Here is a 19,478-nt window from a genome sequence, read left to right on the forward strand (position 1 = left end):
AAATTTGCCTCCGAGGAAAGGTCCTGGCCCAATGGAGACATGAATCCTCCAGAAGGCGGGGCGGCCGACGAGCTGCCCGGGGTCGCACCACGCCTGCGCGAGCTGCGCCGCAGCCGTGGTCTCACCCTGGAGACCGCCGCCCAACGGGCCGGACTCTCGCCCGCCCACCTGTCCCGGCTCGAAACGGGCCGGCGCCAGCCCTCGCTGCCGATGCTGCTCGGGCTCGCCAGGATCTACGGTACGACGGTCTCCGAGCTGCTCGGCGAGATCCCCCCGGAACGTGACGCGATCGTCCGGGGCCGCAGGTTCGAGGGCGCCGAGGCCGACGGCTGGATGTACCAGCAGGCCGGCGGCCCGGGCCGGGCGATGCAGGCCCTGCGCGTCCGGGTCCCTTACGGCGCCCAGGGGGACCTGGTGCGCGTGCACCCCGGCGAGGAGTGGCTCTACGTCCTGGCCGGGCACCTCAGGGTGACCCTCGGCGAGACGGTCCATGACCTCGCCCCGGGCGACAGCGCGCACTTCGATTCGCTCACTCCGCACCGGATCGCGGCCCTCGACCGTGACGGTGCCGAGCTGCTCTTCGTCCACACCCTGCTGCAGAGCCCCGCTGCCGAGCTGTGTCTCGGCAGCGGGATCCACCGTCGCTGAGGCGCTGTCGTCGCCACCGGCCAGCCGGTCGCCAGAGAGGACCTGTCATGTCCGATTCCGAGAACTACGACCCGCTCGGCCCGGGCCGGCCCAAGAACTACGACCCGCAGGAGAAGAAGATGCCCCGCGGGCTCGTCATCAGGCTCTTCGCCTACCTGGTGGCCGGGCACGTCATCGCCGGCTTCCTCTATCTGTTGTTCGCCGTGGGGATGCACAACCAGTAGGCGGGCGGACGGGCGAGTCGGGCAGCCGCCGGGCGGGCAGGCGTGGACGCGGGCTGACCGCCCGGGCGGTCAGCCCGCGTCGAGCAGGCGCTCGCGCAGCCGCTCCCGCGTCTCCTGGCTGATCCTGAGGCCTTCGGCGAGATAGCGGTCGGTGCCGCCCCAGGTCTCGTCGATGGTGGTGAAGGCGGCGGCGAGATAGTCGGGGTGGGCGCCGAAGAGGGGATTGAGCAGCTCCATCACCTCGGGCGACATCCCGGCGGCGGAGGTGTCGCTGCGGCGGACCTTGTAGCGGCGGTGCGCGTCGTTGGACTTGAGGTAGTCGGCCTCGATGGCCTCGCGCTCGACGCCGACGGCCAGCAGGGACACCGCGATGGAGAGACCCGCGCGGTCCTTGCCCGCGGCGCAGTGCATCAGGGCGGGCACGCTGTCCTCGGCCAGGGCGTGCAGGACCCGGCTGTGCTCTGCCGTGCGGTCCAGGATGATCCGGCGGTAGGAAGCGACCATGCGGTGGGTCCCCTTGCCGTCGGCCAGGATCGACCGCAGCTCGTTCATGTTGCCGTCGCGCACCATCCGCCAGAACTCCGCGCCGTCCGCCGGGTCGCTGAGCGGGATGTTCACATTGCGCACGCCCGGCAGTTCCACGTCCAGGCCGTCGAGCTTGTGGTCGGCGCCGTTGCGGAAGTCGAAGACGGTGTGCAGACCGAGACCGGTGAGGAACGCGGTGTCCTCGGCCGTGGCGTGTGCCAGGTGACCACTGCGGTAGAGCCGCCCGTACCGCACCCGGCGGCCGTCCGAGGTGGGCAGGCCGCCCACGTCACGGAAATTGCGGACACCCGCCAGCTCGGGCTCCGTCGACGGGGTCTGCGGCAGCTGCTGCGTCACGGTCACTCCTGGGGGCTCTGCCGCCGGCGCGTGTCGCCCGCGGGTCCACTCTCGTGACGATACGACATTGATTCCTCAGGCAATCATCTTGGTCGTACCCGCACTTCGGGCCCCTGTGGCAGTCCGCCGGGCGGATCTCTCCGCACGGCCGCGCGGCCCTGGATCCACGCGGACGATGCGACGGAGCGGAAGCGATGGGCATGACATGTCCGTATTAGGGCTTTAGTCGAACATGCCCTACTTCTACGGTAGATGATCGCCCTCTCGTGAGCGGGATCATATCCGTGACGGTGTGTGGCGGCGGGGCCGCTGGGTATTCCGTGCGCGGCGCGGAAATCCAAGATCCGTAATCCACGGAGTGTGACCGGAATTCCTCGCCGAATTTCCGGCACGGAATCCCGCACGGAACCCGTGGCTTGTTTCCGCCGTCCCGGCTCGCTTACGTTCGCTGCAATCCGGACGGACCGCCTAATCCTGCCGCCGCCCGGAATTCGCACCCACTCACCGCGTGGCAGGAGCGGGGGAACCAGGTAAGCCGCCGGCCGGGAAACCGGACGGCTCGGGGTGAAGTCGCGCCAGCCGCGACCGGACATCTCCAGTCCGAACCCGACAGCTCACCTCGCAGGCGCCGGAGAGGAAAACCTTCATGCCCATATCGGGTAAGCACCGTCGTCCCAAGTCCAGCACCATTGCCCGTGGCGTCGTCGCCGCGAGCGCCGGCGGAGCCGTCATCGCGCTTCCGCTGCTCGGCGCCACCGGTGCCCACGCCGCGGAGCAGTCCGCTCCGGTCACCTCGAAGTCGGCCGCCGCTCACACCACCCCGGCCAAGCCGGTCGCGAAGAAGCAGGCCGGCGCCACCTCCTACACCGTGGTCTCCGGCGACTACCTGTCGAAGATCGCTGCCGAGCACAAGCTCAAGGGTGGCTGGGAGAAGCTGTACCAGGACAACCGCAAGGTCGTCGGCGACGACCCGAGCCTGATCTTCCCGGGCATGAAGCTGACCCTCGGCGGCAAGGCCTGGGGCCACGCCTCGACCACCTCCACGGGCACCACCACCCCGTCGAAGGCCCCCTCCAAGGCCCCGGCCAAGACCGAGACGAAGGCCTCCACGGCCTCCGACTCGTCCTCCTCCGACGACTCGTCGTCCAAGGAGACCTCGGCGCCGGCCACCCAGAGCAACGACTCCGGTTACGTCCACCCGGTCCCGGGCAACCACACCACCGCGTACCGCGCCTCCGGTGCCAACTGGTCCAGCGGCAGCCACACCGGCATCGACTTCCCCGTGTCCACCGGCACGAGCGTGAAGGCGATCACCTCCGGCACCGTCGTCACCGCCGGCTGGGGCGGCGCGTACGGCAACGAGGTCGTCATCAAGCACGCCGACGGCCACTACTCGCAGTACGGCCACATGTCCTCGCTCTCCGTCTCGGCCGGCCAGACCGTGACCGCGGGCCAGCAGGTCGGCCTGTCCGGCTCCACCGGCAACGCCACCGGCCCGCACCTCCACTTCGAGGTCCGCACGGGTCCGGCGTACGGCTCGGACATCGACCCGATCGCCTACCTGGCGTCGCACGGCATCAACGTCTGATCCGGGCAACACCGGTCCGGTGAACCGGGCCTGAGCAATGCATGGAGGGACGGTGCGCGGCGGCGCACCGTCCCTCTGCCGTTGGCTGTCCGTGCTCGGAAGAGGCGCGCGGCTCCGGGGCGGCGGCGGTGAATGGTGGCGGTGGGTGGTGGCCACTCTTATTCCCCCTTTACCAAAAACTGACCGGGTGGTCTATCTCACCACCCGTCAACCCCTTATTACGGTCGCGTAGGTCACATTCGGCGGTGCAGGATATGCCCTTGTGGCAGACGATTCGAACAACATCCAGCAGGGCGTCATCAACCAACAGGGCGCCATCGGGTCGTACGCGGCGATTGGCGACAGCTTCACCGAGGGAGTCGGTGACCCCGGCCCGGACGGAACGTTCGTCGGCTGGGCGGACCGGTTCGCGGTCCTTCTCGCGGACCAGCTCCCGGACCCGGGCGCGGCGACGGGCACCGCTCACGCAGACTTCAGGTACGCCAATCTCGCCGTACGAGGACGTCTCCTCGACCAGATCGTCGAGGAGCAGGTGCCGCGCGCCAAGGAACTCGCCCCCGATCTGGTGAGCTTCTGCGCCGGCGGCAACGACATCATCCGGCCGGGCACCGATCCCGACGACGTGGCCGAGCGCTTCGAGCGCGCGGTCGCCGACCTGACCCGGTCGGTCGGCACGGTCATGGTCACCACCGGCTTCGACACCCGCAACGTGCCCGTGCTGCGCCATCTGCGCGGCAAGATCGCCACCTACACCGCGCATGTACGGTCCATCGCCGACCGCTACGACTGCCCGGTCCTCGACCTGTGGTCCCTGCGCTCGGTCCAGGACCGGCGCGCCTGGGACGACGACCGGCTGCACCTGTCGCCCGAGGGCCACACCCGGGTCGCGCTGCGCGCCGCCCAGGTCCTCGGCCTCGGCGTACCCGCCGATCCGGACCAGGAGTGGCCGCCGCAGGCCCAGCGCGGAACGCTCGAAGTGCGGCGCGACGACATCCACTGGGCACGCGAGTACCTGGTCCCGTGGATCGGCCGGCGGCTGCGCGGTGAGTCCTCGGGGGACCACGTGGAGGCCAAGCGGCCCGACCTGCTGCCTCTCTGAGAGGCTCGCAGTCCTCAGTCGCCCCGGGCGAACGGGGCGACGGAGGACACCGGCCGCGCCGGTATGCGCTCCAGCACTCCGCCGGCGAAGACGTCGTAGAGCGGCAGCGTCTCCAGGTGCACATAGCCGATGTGGCAGTCGCAGACGGCGAGCGGACAGGCCCGGGGACCCAGCGCCGCGCGGTAGCTGCCGTCGTAGAGATTGCCGAGCTCCGCGCGGACGAAGTGGCAGCGGCGCACCGTGCCGTCGCCGTCCACCGAGATCACCGACTCACCGGTCCGGCAGGGCAGCCCCGCCGAACGGTGCGGATGCCGGCTGTACGGGAACAGCGGGTCGACCGCCGTCCACCGGTCCGCCTCCTCGTCCGTATAGGTGTGGCCCTCGGCGGCGTTGACCCAGAGGTAGACCTGCTCGGGCAGCGCCGCCCGCAGCCGTCGCGCCTCGTCGAGGTGGCCGTCGAGGCCGACGATTCCCACGCTGTGGCGGATCCCCAGAGCCACCAGCTCCTCACACCGCCCGAGGAAGCGTTCGTACGGTGTCTGGCCCGGGTGGTACGTGCACCAGAGCGCGATCTTGTCGCGACCGGCGGCACCGGCCGAGGCCAGCCACTGCGTACGTCCGCCGAGGTTCGTCTGGATCGCCACCCGCTGGACATGCGGGAGCCGGGCCAGCTCGACCACCGCACGGCGGTACCAGGAGCGGACCAGCCCTTCGCCCCAGGGGGTGAACAGCACCGAGATCCGGTCAGCGCTCTGCGCCGTCACCCACGCCGTGAAGCGCTCCAGCGCGGCCCGGTCGGCCCGCAGCTGTTCCCGGCTGTCGCGGCGCTTGGCGAACGGACAGTACGGGCAGTCGTAATCGCACGACGCGAGCGGACCGCGGTAGAGAATCGTGAGGTCCATGCGGGGCTCACTTCAGCTCGTACGCGGCCATCGCGGCCCGTACGGCAGGGGAGAAGAGATCGGGGCCCAGCGCGTCGGAGTGGGCGAGTCCTTCGGGCGACAGGCGCAGCAGGCCGGTGGCCGACGCGTCGCGGTCGAGCCAGCCCCGGGCGTCGAACCGGGCGAGCTCCTCGGCGAAGTCCTCGTCCGGGTCCGTACCGAACCGCTCGCCGTACTCGGCCACGCGCAGCCCCTCGGCCTGCAGGACGGACTGCAGGAGATGGCGGCGGCGCGCCTCGTCGTCGTCGGTGAACCGGCCCACCTCGGCGTGCGAGAAGTCCTCGGTGGCGGTGTAGCCGTCGATGATGGCCCGCACCTCACGCATCTCCACCGCGTAGTCGAAGGAGTAGTGCAGCCGCGACGTGTACGAGCGGGCGCCGCAGCCCAGGCCGATCATGCCGTCGGTCTGGCAGGCGTGGTCGTCCGGGCCCCCGGCCCGCGGGGCGTCGGCGCGGCGGAACATCCGCATGGACACCTGCTCGTAGCCGCGGGCGAGCAGGTGATCGCGGCCGGCCCGGTACAGCCGCAGCCGCTGCTCGTCCCAGGCCGCGTCCGCCGCGGCCTCGTCGGCGGCTCCGAGCCGGCCCAGCCCGGTCAGAGGACGGACGTAGAGCGGGTAGAGGTACAGCTCCTCCGGCCGCCACTGGAGCGCGGCGTCCAGCGAGGTGCGCCAGCTCCGCTCGGTCTGGCCGTCGATGCCGTAGATCAGGTCGATGTTCAGGACCGGGATGCCGCTGTCCCTGATCAGGCCCAGGGCCGTCTCCACATCGGCGCGCCGCTGCGGACGGACTGCCGCACGGGCCTCGGCCTCGACGAAGCTCTGCACACCGATGCTGATCCTGGTCGTCCCCCGGTCCGCGAGGACGGCCAGCCGGTCGGCCGTCGCGGTCGACGGCGAGGTCTCCACGGAGAGCGGCACGGACCGCAGATCGGCGCCCATGCGCTTCTCCGCGATGTCGCACAGTCGCTCCAGCTCACCCGCGGTCAGGAAGGTCGGCGTGCCCCCGCCGAACGCGGCCGCGGCGAAGCGCACCGGTTCCCCGTCGCCCAGCGCGTCCCGGACGGCGGTCGCCTGCCGGTCCAGCGCGTCGAGGTAGCGGGTGGTCAGCTCGTCGGGCGCGCCGATGCGTGTGAAGAGGTTGCAGAAGCCGCAGCGGACCTCGCAGAAGGGTATGTGGAGGTAGAGCGAGAGCGCGTCCTTGCTCTCGCCCGCCCACAGGTCACTCAACGCGGGCCGCCCGCCCGGGCGCCCGGAGAGCCTGCGGTACGCCGTCTTGTGCGGGTAGGCGTAGACGTAACTCTGGTACGGGCGGGTGGTGTGCGGACTGGTCATCGTGCGGTGGCTCCCGGCTCCAGGAAGAAATGCGCGTACGGAACGGTCCAGACCGACTCGTGACCGAGCCGGTGGCCGGTGTAGCCGTCGTCGCCGTACGCCGTGCCGTGGTCGGAGCAGACGATGGCGAAGGCGCGGCGGCGGCTGCTCGCGGCGGCGAAGAGGCGCCCGATGTGGGCGTCCACGTACTCCAGCGCGGCCGCGTGGGTGGCGCGGCTGTCGCCCGCGTCGCGGGTGGCCCCCGGCCGGTGGAACCAGTTCGGCTGGTGCAGCGCCGACACGTTGACGAAGAGGAACAGCCGCTGACCGTCCGGGAGCTCCCGGACGACCTGCTCGGCGCGGGACACCTGCGCCTCGAACGACGTGGGCGAGGCCACGCCGAACTCCGGCTCCCAGTGCGCCTCCTGGAACAGCCCGGGCAGCACCGAGCCGAGCGGTGCCTGCCGGTTGAAGAACCCGACGCCGCCGATGCACACCGTGCGGTATCCCGCACCGGCGAGTGCCGAGACCAGATCGGGCGCATCGAAGACGAAGGTGCGCTCCGCCGTGGTCTCACTGCCCGCGAAGCGTGCGGCGAACAGCCGGGGATGCGGTCCGGGAGCGGCCGGGGTGGGCAGGAACCCCGCGAAGATCGCCTGGTGGGAGGCGTAGGTGAAGCTCCCCGGGGCATGCCGCTCCTCCCAGACGCCGCCGGGCAGATGCCGGGCCAGATTCGGGATGCGCCCGTCGGCGGCGAGCTCCACCGCGACGTCGTACCGCAGCGTGTCCAGAGTGACGAGGAGCAGATCGTGGCTGCCCACGACCTCGCTCATGTCGGGGGCGACGGCGTCCGTGCGGTCGGAGGGTGGTTCAGGATGTTGCGCTGACACGGTGGTTCCTTGTTCGGTTCAGTACGGCGGCGACCTGCGCCGCGTAGGTGTCCAGGCCCTCGGCGCCACTGCCCGGCAGACCGGTCAGTCGCGGCAGCAGGTCACCGAAGGCGTTGACCTCGCCGACGGCGAAGCGCCGCCAGCCGGTGGCGGGCAGCAGGTCGACGCCCACGCACAGCATGTCCGGGAAGGCGGCGGCCGCCCTCTCGCACACGGCCAACGCCTCGCTCCAGCTCCCGCCCGCGGCTTCGACGGCGGCCCGCACCTCGTCGAGATCGCCGCGCGCACCGCCGAGGTGCAGGTTGGTCATGGGGGAGCGGCTGGTACGAACGACCGCATGAGTCGCGCGGCCGTCGACCACCACCACCCGCAGATCCGCGATCCGGCCCCGCTGCGAGGCCTTCGGCAGCCAGCGTTCGATGTGCAGACCGTCCGGCGCGAGTGCGTCGACGATCGCCGCGACCTCGCGCTCGGTGGTGAGGCGGCGGACCCGGAGCGAGTTGTAGAGCCGGCCGGCCGGGTCCCGCTCGACCGAGGTGGCCGCCCGGATCCGGCCGGGGCCGGCCGTCTCCACGGCCATCACCCCGGAGGCGGAGGACCCGTGCGCGGGCTTCACGAACACGCGTGGCATCCGGTGCCCGGCCATCAGCGCACGCACATCCGCCCAGCCCCGCACCGGACGCGCGCCCGGTCCCGACGTCGGTGAGGCGGGTACGGGGATGTCCGCGGCGTCCAGGACACCGTGGCACAGACGCTTGTCGAACAGCACCGCGATGTCGGCGGGTCCGTCCAGCAGAAGCGCGCCGGCCGTCGACGCGGCCCGTGCCACGTCCCTCACGGCGGAGGTGAACCGTGCGTACCAGAGGGCAGAGCCCTCCACCCGCGTCGGATCGTCGACCCCGCGCAGCAGGTGGTCGACCTCCGGATCCTCGCCCGGCGAGTCGATGCGCACGGTCTCCCCCGGCAGGAAGTCCGCCTCGCCCTTCAGCACGTCGAGCCAGGACACCGTGCGGGCCCGCGGCAGCCCGGCGGCGCGCACGGCGTCCTGGAAGAGGCCGGTCCGGCGGCTGCCGGGATTGCCGACGACCGCCAGACGCGGCGAGCTACTCGCCGACGGCGACATAGCGGGGCTCGTCGTCCTCGGGGTCCCAGTAGTCCGCCGCGCCGAGATCGACGTGAACACCCTCACGGGCGCCCATCTCCCGGACCCGGGACATCACCGGATCGGTGAGGTAGTGGTGGTGCAGGTCCAGCGACGTCAGATGGGTCAGCGGCTGGCCGTCGAGCAGCGCCAGGGCCCCGGCGTCGCTGAGCGTCCCCATGGCGAGCGAGAGCGACTCCAACTGCGCGACGACCGGAGCCGACGCCACCGCTGCGGCGATCTCGTCCTGGATCTCGCTGTTCTGCAGACCGAGATGGCGCAGCCGGGGGAAGGAGCCGCCGGAGAGGACAGGGCTCATGTCCTCCACCGTGGCGTCGCCGCCGTACCACGTAGCGCCGAACCAGAGCTCCAGCCGCTCCAGAGCGGGCAGTTCGCTGGCACCGACCGCCCTGACGACATGGCCGGGCAGCCCCCCGGACTCGAACCTCAGCGACTTCAGGGCCAGATGCCGCACCGGTCGCAGCTGCAGCTTCTCCTTCTCGGGGACGGCATCCCCGCCGCCGCGCACCACCAGCTCCTCAAGGCGTGGAAACGCCTCGATCAGCGAGGTGACGTCCGACATCTCCAGCCAGGACACCTCGCACTCCTCACCGACGACATCGGCGAGGAACAGCGCGCGCAGCGCCGGGAAACGGCCCGCGTGCGAGGCGACCAGCTCTGCCACAGGGGCGAAGGAGCTGTACTCCTCCGGCCACCAGGGACCGATCAGCAGGGCACGTACCTCGGCAGGGTCGACCGTGTCGAGGAAGTGCTGCCAGAGTCCCGGGAACGCAGGCCCCTCCCAGGCACAGTCCAGCCGCCAGGCCACGGACCCCGTCCCGGGCAGCGCCGCCGGGGCCGAACCGTCCTCGGCCGGCACCGGCAGGGTGAAGACGGGAAGACCGTGGAACGTCTCGGGGTGCTCGATATCCGTCATTGCGCCCTCACTCCGACACCGTGACGTACCGGCCCGCAGCCCCGCGGTCGCCCCACGGCTCGCAGCGCTCCGACAGGTCCACCCGCACGCCGTGCGGCTCCAGGGTCTCCGTGACCCGGCGCTCCATCGGCTCGGTGAGGAAGTGGTGGTGCAGATCGAGGACGTCGAGATGTGTCAGCGGCTGCCCCTCCAGCAGCGCCGCCGCCCCCTCGTCACCGAGGGTGCCGCAGGACAGGTCGAGGGTGCGCAGTCGTGCCACGAGCGGGGCCGAGGCGACGGCGGCCGCGATCTCGTTCTCCACCTCGCTGTTGCGCAGGCCGAGATGGTGCAGGGCCGGGAATCGCGTCCCCGACAGCAGTGGGGCGAGATCCGCGACATCGGTGTCGCCCCCGTAGGCGGAGACCCCCAGCCAGAGGTCGAGCCGCTCCAGGGCGGGCAGTTCACTGTCCAGCACCCCGCGCACGACCTGCACCGGCAGCCCGCCGGTCTCGATGGTGAGAGAACGAAGCCGCTCGTGCTTCGTGGCGGGGAAGACGAGCTCGGAACCGCCGCGTACCCCGAGCTCCACCAGCGCGGGAAAGGCGGTGAGCAGTGCGGTGACATCGCTCTGCTCGATCCAGGAGATCTCCGCCTCCTCCATCGTCAGATCGCCGACGAACACGGCTTCCAGCGACGTCAGCCGCTCGGCGGCGGCGATCACGAGACCGATCGGGTACGACGACTTCTCCTCGTACGACTCGCCCCACTGCCCGATGATCAGCGCGCGGACACCGGCCGGGTCCACCTCCTCCAGGAACGCGGCGAACTCCTGCTCCCAGGTACGGTCCTCGTCCTCGTACGGCTCGACGAAGACGCGCCAGGCCGCCGCGTCGGCGGCCGGCCGGGAGCTGTCGTTCGACCCGGACTGGAAATCGACGGCCGGAAGGCCGAGCAACTCGTGCAGGTGGTCCACATCGGACATGGCCCTGAGCTCCTGATGACGGCGACGGTTGATGTCCGCAAGGTCTATCAAGGCCCACTGACAACGGGACGACCGGCCCCGCCCGCCGACGCTCACCGGCCGATTGTCAGACCCCCGCCGTAGCGTTTTCCACGTGGCCGGCACAGCGGGTGCCGCCGCGGAGGGGAGACGTCTGTGTACCGGCAGGGCGACGTACTGATCATGGCGCTGGAGGAGTCCGCGGTGCCCGCGAACCTCCTGGAGGCACCGGGCGAACTGCGCGACGGGCGCGGCCGGCTGGTGCTCGCGCTCGGCGAGGTCACCGGACACGCGCACGCGGTGCCGGGGCCGGGCCGGCTGATCAGGGAGGGCGGGGTGTTCGGCCCGATGCTGCTCCACCTCCCCGACGGCGGGCGCGTGGTGCATGAGGAACACGCGGTGATCTCGCTGCCGAAGGGCTGGTTCCGGGTGGTGCGCCAGCGCGAGTACACACCGGGGGCGTTCCGCGTCGTCGCGGACTGAGAAACCGGATACATCCGGACGTACCGAATATCAGGAACACAGGAACACAGGAACAGGGGACGGGGAACCGATGCAGTACGTGGACTCATGGCGGGCCGTGGCGGCGGCGACCGGTGCGGCGGACCGGGCGGCGGCCGAGGAGGGGGTGCGGCTCGCCTACCGCAGCGCGGGCCTGGCCGAGCCGGTGGAGTTCGTGTGGGCGGATTCGCCGCGGGCCGCCGTCGAGGCGGTGGAGAAACTGACCGACGCGGGGCGATCGGTCCGTGACGACGTACGGACCCGGCCCTGGGCCGAGGAACGACGCCGGATGTACGACGAGTTGGGCCCGTCCGGCTGGTCCGCGCTGTGGTCCGCCACCGGCGCCCAGCTCTGGGAGACCACGTCGGCGCTCGCCGACCGCATACGGGCGGGGATCGTGGCGGAGCTTGCGGTGAAGCCCGAGGACGAGTCGGATGTCCGGCTGGTTCTGCTCGACGCGGTCCTGGGCCAGCACGACGCGGCCTGGCTCGCCGCCTTCGACGGGCGGGGCGACCGGCTCGAAGGGCTCGCGGCAGTGGCGAGGAACGCGGGCTGGTGGTGGCCCTACGAGCGCACGGTGGTCATCAGCGACCGCCCCGAGGTGCTCCACCGCGACGAGGCGGGCCGACTGGACAGCGGGGACGGCCCCGCGCTCGCCTATCGCGACGGCTTCGCCCTGTACGCCTGGCGCGGTATGCCCGTACCCGCCGACTTCCTCGCGGAACTGGGCGCACTGACCCCCGAGCGCATCCGTGCCGAGGAGAACGCGGAACTCCGCCGCGTGATGCTGGAGTTCTACGGATACGACCGCTACCTCACCGAGTCCGGCGCCGAACCGGTCCACCGGGACGAGACGGGCATCCTCTGGCGGATATCTCTCGACGGCGACGAGGACGTGGCCATGGTCGAAGTGGTCAACTCCACTCCGGAGCCGGACGGGACGCATCGCACGTACTGGCTGCGCGTGCCGCCGAGGACGAGGACCGCCAAGGACGGCGTCGCGTGGACGTTCGGGCTCGAGGGCGAATCCTACGCACCTCTGCGCCAGACCTGACCGGCATCCCGCGGCCGGGCGGGCAGGCGGGACCGGCGGTGGACCGAGGCGTCAAGCCGTCAGGGTCGCGTGGTCGATGCCCAGCTCACGGGCGAGCGCCTCCTCGGTCCACTCCAGCATCGTGGCCCGGGACAGCGGACCCGCGTACGACGTCATCTGCACCGCCAGCCCGTCCAGCAGCGCGGTCAGCCGCCAGGCCACGGACATCGGGTCTTCGCACTCGAACTCGCCTGCGGCCGCACCCTCTTCGATGACCTCGGCCAGCTCGGCCTTCCACTGCTGATCGAGGTCGCCCGCGACATTGCGCAGCACGGGGTCGCGGAGGGAGGCGGCCCAGCCCTCGATCCACAGCCGCCAGCCCTTGGCCTGGCCCGTCGGCGCGTACCAGCGCACGGCGGCGCGCAGTCTGCGGACCGCGGTGGTACGCCGGCTCAGGAGCTTGCGCAGATGGGCGAGATCGGCTTCGGCGGCGTGTGCGAACGCGGCGGCGACGAGCTTCTCCTTGGTGGAGAAGTGGTAGAGCACAAGGGCATTGCTCACGCCGAGCACGGACGCCACATCGGCGATCCGAACCGCCGCGACACCCCGTACCTCGATCTGTTCGACGGCAGCGCGCAGCAACTCCTCACGCCGCTCCGCCACACCCAACCGCACTCGTGCCACGGCGTCACCCTAACCAATGCCCCCGAGCCCGCCCCGCACGCCCTGGCCCGGGCCTGCGGTCAGCGGTACCAGCCGAAGCGGTCGGCCATCACCGGCAGCCGGTCAGCGACGACGGCATGGGCCGCCGCGCGCGGAGTGCAGCCGTCCGTCGCGGCGCGGGACAGCACGAGTTCGATGAGGGCGCGCATGGACCGGCGGATGTGAGCGAAGGCCTCGTCCGCGTCGGCGCCGATGTCGCCGAACAGGGTCCACCACCACCAGGCGTTGGTACCGGAGTTGACGACCACATCGGGCAGCACGGTGATTCCGCGTGCGGTGAGCAGTGCCTCCGCCTCCGGCAGGACCGGCATGTTGGCCGCTTCGACGACCCAGCGGGCCGTGATCCGGGCCTGGTTCGTCAGGTCGACGGCGTAGGAGACGGCGGCGGGTACGAGGACGTCCGCGTCCTGGTCCAGCCAGGCGTCGGCGGGCAGTTCCAGGTCCGTGCCGCGCAGCACACCGCGGTCCACGGTGCCGTAGGCGTCGCGGGCGCCGAGGAGCGCCTCGACATCGAGACCGGCCGGGTTCGCGATCGTCCCCTTGACGTCGGCGACGGCCACCACCCGCAGGCCGGCCCGGGACAGGAACCGGGCGGTCGCCCCGCCCATGGTGCCGAGCCCCTGGAGCGAGACCCGTGCGTCCCCGTACGCGACTCCGGCCCCGTCCAGCGCGGCGAGCGCGGACTCGGCGACCCCGCAGCCCCCGGCCAGCTCGTCCAGGCCGATGCCGTCCACCTCCACGGCGAAGGCGTCGGCCAGCCGCCGGCGCGCCGCGGCTTCGTCGTCGAGCAGCGGATAGACCGCCTGGACGGTGGAGACGAGCCCGGCCTCCGCGGTGGCCCGGTCGATCAGGTCCTGGGTGAGCCCGAGGTCCTCGCCGGTCGTCCAGGCGCTCTCCACGTACGGACGCACCGCCCGCAGGAAGCGCACCAGGATGCCGTACGCCGCCGGATCACGGGGGTCGCAGTCGATGCCGCCCTTGGCGCCGCCCAGCGGTATGTAGCGCACCCCGGACCGGTCCGCATCGAAGTGGAGAGCTTCCTTCATCGTCATACCGCGGGCGAGCCCTGCCACCTCCTCCAGCGTGCAGCCCTCCCGCATGCGCAGACCGCCGCTGGACACGCCACGCACCAGCCGGTCGACGACGAGGTGTCCCTGGCGGCCCGTGACGTGGTCCGTCCAGGTCAGTGAGATCAACGGGGCGGGCGGGGACACCGGTGGTGTCGTCATCGGGGGCTCTCCTCGGTCACGGCGGTCGGGACGGGACCGGGCGGGGCCCGGGATTCCGGGCGGCCGACCCGCCGCCCCGAGGCCGGCCGACGATCTTTTACTGAATCGCCAGTCAGTATTGGGAGCCGGGAGTGCACTGTCAATGCGGCCTGTGCCCCACGGCAGCCCAGTGGCCGGAGTCCGCCGGTGCGGCAGGCGCCGACCGCCCCCCCGGCACCGGAGCAGGCAGCGCCCGGAGGTGGCTGGATCCGGCCGTAGGCGGAACGTGCCGCCACCGGATGCGGAATCCTGCGGGCGAGCCGGACGTTGGATTCGGCATGACGGGATTCGATGCACGGCAGCAGGCACTGCTACGGCTGGTCGGCGAGGAGGACGGCGGTGTGCTGGTGACCCTCAGGCGGGACGGCAGGCCCCAGCTCTCCAACGTCAATCACTTCTACTACCCCGACGAGCGGATCGTCCGCGTCTCCGTCACCGAGGGCCGGGCGAAGACCCGGAACCTGGCGCGGGACCCGCGGGCGAGCTACCACGTGACCAGCCAGGACCGCTGGGCCTGGACCGTCGTGGACGGCACGGCCGAGCTGAGCCCGGTGGCCGCCGATCCCGACGACGCCACCGTGGCGGAACTGATCACGCTCTACCGCGACGTCCAGGGCGAGCACCCCGACTGGGACGACTACCGCAAAGCCATGGTCAGGGACCGGCGGATCGTCCTACGGCTCCACGTCGAGCACGTGTACGGGCAGCAGCGTGGCTGAACGGGTCCATCCGGAGCGCCATCCCGTTGGGTGCTCCGCCCTCGCACAGTCGTCCCACCTGTCCATAATGAGACGATACCGACTCCCTCAGGAGACCTTGTGACCGGCGCTGACTCCAAGCTTCCGCTCCGCACCAGACTGCGTGCGCTGCGTCCCGCAGCCTTCGGGGCCGACCCGGCCGGCGCACGCATGGAGCGCATCCGTCGTTCCCCCAACTTCGCCGAAGGGACCTTCCAGAACCCGGTGGGGGCGAGGATCAGGCCCTCCGGGTCGGCCCTGGAATTCGCGAAGGTCTACTTCCGCAAGGAGGAGCGGGTGCTCAGGGCGCCGACCGGGACCGTCCCCGTGCACGCCACGACCCTCGCCGACCTCGCCGAGCCGCCCGCCTCCGGTCTGCGGCTCACCTGGATGGGGCATTCCAGCGTGCTCGCCGAGATCGACGGACGCCGCGTGCTCTTCGACCCGGTCTGGGGCGAGCGCTGCTCACCCTTCGACTTCGCCGGTCCCAAGCGGGTGCACCCCGCCCCGGTGCCGCTCGGCGCCCTCGGCCCGGTCGACGTGGTGGTCATCTCGCACGACCACTACGACCACCTCGACCTGCCGACGATCCGCTCGCTCGCGGACACCGCCACGGTCTTCGCGGTGCCGCTCGGCGTCGGTGCGCACCTGGAGCGCTGGGGCGTGCCCCTGGACCGGATCCACGAGCTCGACTGGAACGAGTCCACGACCGTCGCCGGAATCAGCCTCACCGCCACACCCGCCCGGCACTTCTGTGGCCGCGGTCTGCGCAACCAGCAGCACACCCTCTGGGCATCCTGGGCCGTCGCGGGGCCCGAGCACCGGATCTACCACAGCGGTGACACCGGCTATTTCCCCGGGTTCAGGGAGATCGGCGCCGAGCACGGCCCCTTCGACGCGACCATGATCCAGATCGGCGCGTACAGCCAGTACTGGCCGAAGGACCGGACGGACAGCAGGCCGGAACCCGGCGCCTGGCCGGACATCCACATGAGCCCCGACGAGGGGGTCCGGGCCCACCTCGACCTTCAGGGCGACGACCCGTCGGCGGGCATCATGCTGCCGATCCACTGGGGTACGTTCAACCTCGCCCTTCACCCCTGGGCCGAACCCGCCGAATGGTCCATGCGCGCCACGCAGTTCGCCGGAGTGACGATGGCGGCCCCGCGACCGGGCCAGCCCTTCGAACCCGCCGATACGCCGGCGGTCGAGCCGTGGTGGCGCGGTGTGGCCGCCGAACCGGCACCGGGATGGGGCAACTGGCCCCCGGTGCACGTACCGCTTCCCGGCGGAGCCAAGGCCGCGGCCGCCCCCGACCTCGACCGGGCTCCCCAGGTGTGAGCCGGGCGCGCCGGCCGCCCCGCTGTCCGTGGGGGGACGGACGCCACGGGCGGCCGGTGCCGTGACGCCCGGACGGGGTGGGCGGCGGTTCGAACGGCGGTACGCTGCGCCCGGAGGAGCTCACATCCCGGGGGAGCGGCCATGCTGCGGGTGCACTTCACGTCCGAGGACCTGGCGAGAGTCACAGTGGCCCCCGGCCCGGACTTCCTCTGGGAGATCAGCAACAGCGTCCAGACCCTTCAACGGCGGGACGGCGAAAGGGTGTTCGGCGCCTGGCGCCGCTGGGTGCGGCCGCGGCTCTCCGGCACTCCCCGGCTGCTCTCCTCCCTGCTGCCCCCACGTGGCTACTCACCCGATTTCCTCACGCCCACGACCGGCGACCGCGCCACGTTGCAGGCAGCCCTCGACACCTTGATGAGCACCCCGCGGCCACGGTTGCGGACCGACCTGACGCACCTGGCGGCCTCCTTGCAACTGCCCAGCTGGGTCGGGTCGTTGGCCGGAGGCGACGCCGATGCGCTCCGGCGGCTGGGCGGAGCGCTGGGTACGTACCAGCGTGAGGCGCTCGCCCCGTACTGGCAGCGCGTCCACGCACACATCGACGCCGATCGCGCCGTCCGGCTGCACAGCCTGCTCGACGGCGGGACCGAGGGCCTGCTGAACGGACTCGGACCGCAGTTCCGCTGGCGCCCGCCCGTCCTGGAAGTGGCGTATCCCGTGGATCAGCAACTGCGCCTGCGCGGACGGGGTCTCGTACTCCAGCCGTCGTTCTTCTGCTGGCCGACGCCGATCACCCTGGCCGACGGGGATCTGCCGCCCGTTCTCGTCTATCCCATCCATCATGCCGAGGACTGGGCCGGACCCGCCGCGCCCGCCCCCGGGTCCCGTTCCGCAGACGGCGCCGGGCCCCTGGGGCCGCTCCTCGGGCACACCCGTGCGGGCATCCTGCGCGCCACCCGCACCGGCTGCTCCACCGTCGAGGCCGCCCGGCTCCTGGCCGTGACGCACCCCGCCGTGAGCCAGCACCTGAACGTACTGCGGGCGGCAGGGCTGGTCGCCACGGTACGCAAGGCCGGACGCTCCTTCCATATGGCGACGGCGGAGGGCAGGGCCCTGCTGGCAGCCGAGGACCGGTCCGGCAGCTCGCCGGAGCGCGGAGCGTGACCTCCGGAGCGTGAACCCCGCAGCGTGACCTCCGGAGCGTGAACCCCGGAGGTCAACGGCTTCGGAGTATGACGGGCGCTCAAGTGCCGGCGTAAGCCAGGGCTTTCACCGCTTGCCCCGTTCGCGCGTCTACGGCGACGCTGATTCCCGGCGCCCCGCACGGCTGGGCGCTTCCCGAACGTGTTTCTGCCCGCAAGGCCACCCCCCACCCTTCTCAGGAGCCTTCATGCGCAAGAGACTTGTGTCCACCGCGATCGTCGTCGCCGCCGCCGGAGCCCTCCTCCAGCCCGCGCTGCCGGCCCAGGCATCCCCCGTACCGCACCCCGCGCCCGTGTCCGTGCTCGCTCATGACTCGAAGGCGGGAACGGCCGTCGTCAGCGGGCAGAACAAGCCCGGCACCCGGCTGGAGGTCGCCGCCGGCCGTACGCAGAGCGCCCACTGGCTGCAGATCGACTACCAGGTCCAGGAGACCGGCTACTGGTGCGGTCCGGCGGCCACCCGTATCGCGCTCTCCGCCCGGATGGCACCGCCCAGCCAGGGAGATCTGGCCTGGCAGCTCGGCACCACCCAGAACGGCACCGATCACATCGGCCAGGTCACGAACGTGCTCAACTCGAACCTCGGCGGAGGCTGGTACGAGACCAAGGAGATGCCGAACGACCCGCCCACCCAGGCCCAGCGGGACCTGCTGTGGTACGACATCGTCTTCGACATCGACCGCAACTACCCGCTGGTGGCCAACATCGTGGCCCCGCCCGGCAACCAGCCGCCCGGCTACCCGTCGGACCAGACGATCTACCACTACTTCACCGTCTTCGGCTACGACGAGGTGGACCGCACCGTCCTCATCGCGGACCCCGCCTCCTTCAGCGGCAACCAGATCTACTGGATCTCCTTCGATCAGCTCGCGACGCTGATCCCGCCGAAGGGCTACTCGGCATGAGCGCGCACGAGCGCCGCCCCACCCGCAGAAGCCTCCTCAGGGCCGCCGGTGGCCTCTCCGCCGCCATGGCCCTGGGCGCCGGAAGCGCCCTCGCCACGGCAACGGCCGCCAGTGCCGCGGGCGACGGCTTCGGGCTGCGCATCGTGGACCGGGCCGAGAGCGACCCCCGTATGCGGTACTACCGCTTCGCGACCGACGCGATCGGCTGGGACCCGGCGGTCAACGTCCTGCTCCCCGACGGCTACCACACCGACGGCCGTCGCTACCCGGTGCTCTACCTGCTGCACGGGGGCGGCACGGACCAGGACTTCATCACGTTCGACCGCGCGGGCATCCGGGCGTGGACGGCCGGCAGGCCGGTCATCGTCGTGATGCCCGACGGCGGACACGCGGGCTGGTACTCCAACCCGGTCAGCTCCAACGCCGGTCCCCGGAACTGGGAGACCTTCCACATCGCCCAGCTGCTGCCCTGGATCGACGCCAACTTCCGTACGTACGCCGAGTACGACGGCCGCGCCGTGGCCGGGTTCTCGATGGGCGGCTTCGGCGCGCTGAAGTACGCGGCCAGGTACTACGGACACTTCGCCTCGGTGAGCGCCCACTCCGGCCCCGCCAGTCTGCGCCGTGACGCGGGCCTGGTCGGTCACTGGGCCAACGCCTCCTCGGCCGCGGTGGAACTGGCCGGCGGCACGGTCTACGGCGTTCCGCTGTGGGACGAGGCACGGGTCAGTGCCGACAATCCGGTCGAGCGGATCGAGAGCTACCGCAACAAGCGGGTGTTCCTGGTCGCGGGCACCAGCCCCGACCCGGTCAACTGGTTCGACCAGGTCAACGAGAACCAGGTGCTGGCCGGACAGCGGGAGTTCCGCGCGCTTCTCGGCGCCGCAGGCATCCCGCACGAGTGGCACGAGGAACCCGGCGGGCACGTCTTCCGCGACTACATGTTCCAGCGCGACCTCGACGGCATCATCGCCAGACTCCGTAAGGCGTAGGGACCCCGCGCACTCCGCAAGGCACAGCGCCCTCGCACACCCTGCAAGCCCCCTCGGCGGAGATCGAGGGGGCTTGCCGCGTTCGCGAGCGGCACTGCGTCCCCGGGCCGCGCTACCGCCGATCGGGTGCCGGAC

General features: G+C 71.5%; 20 protein-coding genes and 1 riboswitch. Of the genes, 11 read left to right on the forward strand and 9 right to left on the reverse strand.

Annotated elements, in window-relative coordinates:
* Positions 1 to 39 precede the first annotated feature (39 nt).
* The gene (locus tag OG446_RS33630; protein WP_328897572.1) at positions 40 to 648 is read left to right on the forward strand and encodes a helix-turn-helix domain-containing protein; all 609 of its coding nucleotides are present in this window, start codon (positions 40 to 42) and stop codon (positions 646 to 648) included.
* A 47-nt stretch (positions 649 to 695) separates the two neighbouring features.
* Positions 696 to 872 (forward strand): DUF6126 family protein, encoded by a 177-nt coding sequence (locus OG446_RS33635; protein WP_168713529.1) that lies wholly within the window; start codon positions 696 to 698, stop codon positions 870 to 872.
* A 69-nt stretch (positions 873 to 941) separates the two neighbouring features.
* On the opposite strand, the gene OG446_RS33640 is transcribed toward OG446_RS33635, so the two are convergent.
* Positions 942 to 1,754, reverse strand: a complete 813-nt coding sequence (locus OG446_RS33640; RefSeq protein ID WP_328897573.1) for a tyrosine-protein phosphatase — start codon at positions 1,752 to 1,754, stop codon at positions 942 to 944.
* A gap of 484 nt (positions 1,755 to 2,238) precedes the next feature.
* Positions 2,239 to 2,397, forward strand: a riboswitch (cyclic di-AMP (ydaO/yuaA leader).
* Between the two features lie 3 nt (positions 2,398 to 2,400).
* On the opposite strand from OG446_RS33640, the gene OG446_RS33645 reads away from it, so the two are divergent.
* Together OG446_RS33645 and OG446_RS33650 are read left to right on the forward strand one after the other, a co-directional pair.
* Positions 2,401 to 3,342: a M23 family metallopeptidase gene (locus OG446_RS33645; RefSeq protein ID WP_328897574.1), complete on the forward strand. Its 942-nt coding sequence runs from the start codon at positions 2,401 to 2,403 to the stop codon at positions 3,340 to 3,342.
* A 262-nt stretch (positions 3,343 to 3,604) separates the two neighbouring features.
* Positions 3,605 to 4,441: an SGNH/GDSL hydrolase family protein gene (locus OG446_RS33650; RefSeq protein ID WP_328897575.1), complete on the forward strand. Its 837-nt coding sequence runs from the start codon at positions 3,605 to 3,607 to the stop codon at positions 4,439 to 4,441.
* A gap of 14 nt (positions 4,442 to 4,455) precedes the next feature.
* Here the strand turns inward: OG446_RS33650 and OG446_RS33655 are convergent, their stop codons facing one another.
* The 6 genes from OG446_RS33655 to OG446_RS33680 are packed head-to-tail and all read right to left on the reverse strand — an operon-like array spanning position 4,456 to position 10,623.
* Positions 4,456 to 5,343, reverse strand: a complete 888-nt coding sequence (locus OG446_RS33655) for an STM4011 family radical SAM protein (RefSeq protein ID WP_328897576.1) — start codon at positions 5,341 to 5,343, stop codon at positions 4,456 to 4,458.
* Positions 5,344 to 5,350: 7 nt separating this feature from the next.
* Positions 5,351 to 6,715 carry an STM4012 family radical SAM protein gene (locus OG446_RS33660; RefSeq protein WP_328897577.1) on the reverse strand — a complete coding sequence of 455 codons (1,365 nt, stop codon included), beginning with the start codon at positions 6,713 to 6,715 and terminating at the stop codon, positions 5,351 to 5,353.
* On the reverse strand, positions 6,712 to 7,527 hold the full coding sequence (locus tag OG446_RS33665; RefSeq protein WP_328898495.1) for an STM4013/SEN3800 family hydrolase: 816 nt from the start codon (positions 7,525 to 7,527) through the stop codon (positions 6,712 to 6,714). The genes OG446_RS33660 and OG446_RS33665 overlap by 4 nt, the downstream gene beginning before the upstream one ends.
* A 37-nt stretch (positions 7,528 to 7,564) precedes the next feature.
* Positions 7,565 to 8,707: an STM4014 family protein gene (locus tag OG446_RS33670; RefSeq protein ID WP_328897578.1), complete on the reverse strand. Its 1,143-nt coding sequence runs from the start codon at positions 8,705 to 8,707 to the stop codon at positions 7,565 to 7,567.
* Positions 8,688 to 9,662 carry an STM4015 family protein gene (locus OG446_RS33675; protein WP_328897579.1) on the reverse strand — a complete coding sequence of 325 codons (975 nt, stop codon included), beginning with the start codon at positions 9,660 to 9,662 and terminating at the stop codon, positions 8,688 to 8,690. Before OG446_RS33675 ends, OG446_RS33670 begins: the two co-directional genes overlap by 20 nt.
* 7 nt (positions 9,663 to 9,669) lie before the next feature.
* Positions 9,670 to 10,623 (reverse strand): STM4015 family protein, encoded by a 954-nt coding sequence (locus OG446_RS33680; protein WP_328897580.1) that lies wholly within the window; start codon positions 10,621 to 10,623, stop codon positions 9,670 to 9,672.
* A gap of 174 nt (positions 10,624 to 10,797) precedes the next feature.
* Here OG446_RS33680 and OG446_RS33685 point away from each other — a divergent pair, with 174 nt between their 5' ends.
* Positions 10,798 to 11,124, forward strand: a complete 327-nt coding sequence (locus OG446_RS33685) for a hypothetical protein (protein WP_328897581.1) — start codon at positions 10,798 to 10,800, stop codon at positions 11,122 to 11,124.
* Positions 11,125 to 11,194: 70 nt separating this feature from the next.
* Positions 11,195 to 12,196, forward strand: a complete 1,002-nt coding sequence (locus OG446_RS33690) for a DUF6745 domain-containing protein (protein WP_328897582.1) — start codon at positions 11,195 to 11,197, stop codon at positions 12,194 to 12,196.
* 51 nt (positions 12,197 to 12,247) lie between these two features.
* Here the strand turns inward: OG446_RS33690 and OG446_RS33695 are convergent, their stop codons facing one another.
* Together OG446_RS33695 and OG446_RS33700 are read right to left on the reverse strand one after the other, a co-directional pair.
* On the reverse strand, positions 12,248 to 12,838 hold the full coding sequence (locus tag OG446_RS33695; protein WP_328898496.1) for a TetR/AcrR family transcriptional regulator: 591 nt from the start codon (positions 12,836 to 12,838) through the stop codon (positions 12,248 to 12,250).
* Between the two features lie 80 nt (positions 12,839 to 12,918).
* On the reverse strand, positions 12,919 to 14,127 hold the full coding sequence (locus tag OG446_RS33700; RefSeq protein ID WP_328897583.1) for a glutamate dehydrogenase: 1,209 nt from the start codon (positions 14,125 to 14,127) through the stop codon (positions 12,919 to 12,921).
* A gap of 317 nt (positions 14,128 to 14,444) precedes the next feature.
* On the opposite strand from OG446_RS33700, the gene OG446_RS33705 reads away from it, so the two are divergent.
* The 5 genes from OG446_RS33705 to OG446_RS33725 all read left to right on the forward strand — a co-directional run bounded on the left by OG446_RS33705 (position 14,445) and on the right by OG446_RS33725 (position 19,343).
* Positions 14,445 to 14,885, forward strand: a complete 441-nt coding sequence (locus OG446_RS33705) for a PPOX class F420-dependent oxidoreductase (RefSeq protein ID WP_328897584.1) — start codon at positions 14,445 to 14,447, stop codon at positions 14,883 to 14,885.
* Positions 14,886 to 14,984: 99 nt separating this feature from the next.
* Positions 14,985 to 16,244, forward strand: coding sequence for an MBL fold metallo-hydrolase (locus OG446_RS33710; protein ID WP_328897585.1), 1,260 nt, complete (start codon positions 14,985 to 14,987; stop codon positions 16,242 to 16,244).
* A gap of 141 nt (positions 16,245 to 16,385) precedes the next feature.
* A complete protein-coding gene (locus tag OG446_RS33715; protein ID WP_328897586.1) occupies positions 16,386 to 17,408 on the forward strand; it encodes an ArsR/SmtB family transcription factor in 1,023 nt (340 codons plus the stop codon).
* 226 nt (positions 17,409 to 17,634) lie between these two features.
* A complete protein-coding gene (locus OG446_RS33720) occupies positions 17,635 to 18,351 on the forward strand; it encodes a C39 family peptidase (protein ID WP_328897587.1) in 717 nt (238 codons plus the stop codon).
* The gene (locus tag OG446_RS33725; RefSeq protein ID WP_328897588.1) at positions 18,348 to 19,343 is read left to right on the forward strand and encodes an alpha/beta hydrolase; all 996 of its coding nucleotides are present in this window, start codon (positions 18,348 to 18,350) and stop codon (positions 19,341 to 19,343) included. The genes OG446_RS33720 and OG446_RS33725 overlap by 4 nt, the downstream gene beginning before the upstream one ends.
* Positions 19,344 to 19,478: the final 135 nt, after the last annotated feature.

The organism is Streptomyces sp. NBC_00236, assembly GCF_036195045.1.
GTDB lineage: Bacteria > Actinomycetota > Actinomycetes > Streptomycetales > Streptomycetaceae > Streptomyces.